General features: G+C 71.5%; 3 protein-coding genes, 1 tRNA gene and 1 pseudogene. All 5 read left to right on the forward strand.

From position 1 onward, the window contains the following. On the forward strand, positions 1 to 385 hold a 385-nt coding region (locus TR48_RS44110), incomplete at its 5' end, for a hypothetical protein (RefSeq protein WP_042375547.1). A gap of 72 nt (positions 386 to 457) precedes the next feature. After that, positions 458 to 2,257, forward strand: a complete 1,800-nt coding sequence (locus tag TR48_RS38195; RefSeq protein ID WP_084730112.1) for an alpha/beta hydrolase — start codon at positions 458 to 460, stop codon at positions 2,255 to 2,257. 108 nt (positions 2,258 to 2,365) lie between these two features. Further along, a complete protein-coding gene (leuE, locus tag TR48_RS38200) occupies positions 2,366 to 3,049 on the forward strand; it encodes a leucine efflux protein LeuE (RefSeq protein ID WP_042375550.1) in 684 nt (227 codons plus the stop codon). A gap of 63 nt (positions 3,050 to 3,112) precedes the next feature. Next, a tRNA-Thr gene (locus TR48_RS38205) sits at positions 3,113 to 3,189 on the forward strand. 220 nt (positions 3,190 to 3,409) lie between these two features. After that, a pseudogene (locus TR48_RS46945) lies at positions 3,410 to 3,553 on the forward strand (IS256 family transposase); the annotation flags it as partial.

Below are 3,553 nucleotides of genomic sequence, written 5' to 3' on the forward strand. Positions count from 1 at the left end.
GGCCTCGCGCCCGCGTTCCTGGGCGGAGGTCGGGGTGGACGGCGGCTCGTCGTGCGCGGTCACGGCCGAGCTGGCCCATCCGGACGCCTACGCCGGCGCGGCCGCCCTCGGAGGCGCGCTGCCGCACCCGGTGCCGGGCAAGGCGGCGGGCGGTGCCTCCCCGCTGCCGTCGGGCCTCCGCCTGCTGCTCGCGCAGGCCCGCCGGGACACCGCCGGGCAGGCCGAGGCGAGCCGGCTGCGGGCCGCGCTCCAGGGGGCGCCGGACGCGGCGGTGCGGCTCTCGTCGGTGGTCCGCGACGCGACGTCGGCCCGCGAACGCGTGCGGCTGGTGAGAATGGCGGCAGACTATGTAACCGAGGAGTTCGCCGCGGCAGCCCACCGCTGACGCCCCCACCAGACGCACCACCGCACATTCGCCGCGCGGCCCCTCCGCGGCGCGGCCCACTCTGGGGAGAGCATGAAGAGAACCCGCGTGCCCAGCGTCGTCCCGTCCGAGCGGCCCCCGCAGGCCCGCGCCGCCAAACCGGGCGCTGTCGAACCGGGCGCTGTCGAACCGGGCGCTGTCGAACCGGGCGCGGCCGAACATGGCGCTGCCGAACCGGGCGCTGCCGAACCGGGCGCTCGCAGGTCGCGCGTCACCAAGGCCGTCGTGGCGCTGGCCGTCCTCGGGCTGACGGCAGTGGGCCTGGTCGGCTGCAGTTCCTCCGGATCGACGCCGGGCGCGTCAGGCGGCGGGTCGGGCGGCGCCTCCGCGGCCGGTGGGCCGTCCTCGACCGACACCGCGTCGAACCCCGCGGCGACCACGCTGCAGCCGCTGCCGACGGCGATCCCGGCCGACCTGCAGCCCTACTACGACCAGAAGCTGTCCTGGCACGGCTGCGACTCCGGGTTCCAGTGCACGACGTTCAAGGTGCCGCTGGACTACGACCACCCGGGCGCGGCCGGCGGCGGTGACCTCACGCTCTCCGCGGTGCGCAAGCAGGCGACGGGCCAGGGTGTGACGAGGATGGGGTCGCTGCTGGTCAACCCCGGCGGCCCGGGAGGCTCGGCGGTGGACTACGCCGAGTACGCGGCGATGACGTACCCGGCGGTGGTGCGCGCGGCCTACGACGTCGTCGGCGTGGACCCGCGCGGCGTCGACCGCAGCGCGCCGGTGCAGTGCCTGACGGACGCCCAGATGGACGCCTACACGCAGGTGAACACCACGCCGACCACCCAGGCGGGCGTGAGCGCGCTGGTCGCGGCGGACAAGGGCTTCGCGCAGGCCTGCGCGAAGCAGTCCGGCAAGCTGCTGAGCCATGTGAGCACCGTGGAGTCCGCACGGGACATGGACGTGCTGCGCGCCCTCCTCGGCGACGACAAGCTGCACTACCTGGGCAAGTCCTACGGCACCTTCCTCGGCGCGACGTACGCGGGTCTGTTCCCCTCCAAGGTGGGGACCATGGTGCTGGACGGGGCGATGAACCCGTCCCTGAACGCGCAGCAGCTCAACGCCCAGCAGGCCGGCGGCTTCCAGGTGGCCTTCGACGCGTTCGCCGCCGACTGCGTCAAGCGCCCCGGCTGCGCGCTGGGCAACGGGACGGTCGCGCAGGCGAACCAGAAGCTCGACGCGTTCTTCAAGTCCCTGGACGCCAACCCGCTGCCCACGGGCGACCCGCGGAAGCTGAACGAGGCGCTCGGGATGACCGGCGTGATCTCGGCCATGTACGACCCGTCGGAGTGGCCCAGCCTGCGCCTCGCACTGGCGGACGCGGTGAACAACGGCAACGGCAAGGAGCTCCTCGCGCTCTCGGACCAGTACTACGAGCGCGACCCGAGCGGCCACTACCAGAACCTCATGTACGCGAACGCGGCGGTCAACTGCCTCGACCTGCCGGCTGCGGCGACCAGCCCGAGCCAGGTGCAGCAGCAGCTGCCGTCGTATGAGAAGTCCTCGCCGCAGTTCGGGGCGAGCCTCGCCTGGGGCGGCCTGACCTGCGCGTACTGGCCGGTCAAGGCGTCCGGCTCGCCGCACGTCATCCCGGCCAAGGGCGCGGCGCCGATCCTGGTGGTGGGCACCACCCGGGACCCGGCCACCCCGTACGAGTGGGCCGAGGGCCTGGCGCAGCAGCTCGACACCGGCACGCTGCTGACCTTCGACGGCGACGGCCACACCGCCTACGCGCGCGACCCGGGCGGCAGCGCCTGCATCGACAATGCCGTCAACAACTACCTGCTGCAGGGCACGGTCCCGGCCAAGGGCACGGTCTGCCACTGACGCGGGCGTCACGGTTCTCACGTGGAGGGTGGTTGTCAGGAGCGACTACCCTCCACGATCCTTTCATCGGGACGCTTCGCCCTCTCCACTCGATGAAAGGCAGTCGCCGTGTTCGGCGTGATCCACTACCCCACGTATGCCCTCGGCGCGCTGCTGATCGTTCTGCTGCCCGGGCCGAACTCGCTGTACGTGCTCTCCACCGCCGCGCGCTCCGGGATATCCACCGGCTACCGGGCCGCCGCCGGCGTCTTCCTGGGCGACACCACACTGATCACCCTGACCTCCCTCGGCGCGGCCTCCCTGCTGCGCACCACCCCGGTGGTCTTCGACGCGGTGAAGCTCATCGGCGCGGTGTACCTGCTGGTCATCGGCTACGGCATGATCAAGGCCGCCCGCGACCTGTGGCGCGAGCGCCACGCCGCGTCCACGGATCTCTCCACCGCCCCGCAGGCTGAGCCGGAACCGCCGCAGACCTCGCTGTCGCAGACCTCCCCGTTCCGCCGCGCGCTGCTCATCAGCCTGCTGAACCCGAAGGCGATCCTCTTCCTGCTCTCCTTCTTCGTTCAGTTCGTGGATCCGTCCTACGCCGAGCCCGGCCTCTCCTTCGCCGTCCTGGGCGGCACGGTCCAGCTGTTCAGCTTCCTCTACCTGTCGACGCTGATCCTGGCGGGCCACCGCCTCGCCGCCGTCTTCCGCGCCCGCCGCCGTCTCTCCGCCGCCCTCACCACCGGCGTCGCGGCCCTCTTCATCGGCTTCGCGGCCAAGCTCGCGACCGCCTCCGCGGCGGGGTGATCATGTCGTGATCGGAAAGCGTGCAGGAGCACCCCCCGGAGCTGTGTAGACTAATCCCCGTTCGCCGCCTTAGCTCAGTTGGCCAGAGCAACGCACTCGTAATGCGTAGGTCTCGGGTTCGAATCCCGAAGGCGGCTCCATGAACCCCAGGTCAAGCCTTTGACCTGGGGTTTTTTCTTCTTCACTACTCTCGTAGCGCGCCCTTCGGTAGGTGGCACCTGTGCACGCGCGTGCAGGGAGTGTCTGCTTAACGGTGGATCATGGAATGCCGGGTGGGCCGGAGGGTCCCCTCGGGGATGAGGACCACCGAAGTGAGCGACGTGATGAGCGAGACCGTGGACGCCGCCCGGGGTTGGCGCCGTGGACGACCAGTTGATCGGGATGCTGGTCGACCGAGCCCGCGCCGAAGGGCTGCAGCTGACCGGCGAGAGCGGCTTGCTCCAGCAGTTGACGAAGCGACTGCTGGAGTCCGCCCTTGAGGGCGAGGTGACCGACCACCTCGGA

This window comes from Streptacidiphilus neutrinimicus (assembly GCF_000787815.1).
Lineage (GTDB): Bacteria > Actinomycetota > Actinomycetes > Streptomycetales > Streptomycetaceae > Streptacidiphilus > Streptacidiphilus neutrinimicus.

Bases quoted from the DNA above. Each gene is read 5' to 3' on its own strand.
- TR48_RS38195 (WP_084730112.1), top strand. From the start codon at position 458: ATGAAGAGAACCCGCGTGCCCAGCGTCGTCCCGTCCGAGCGGCCCCCG.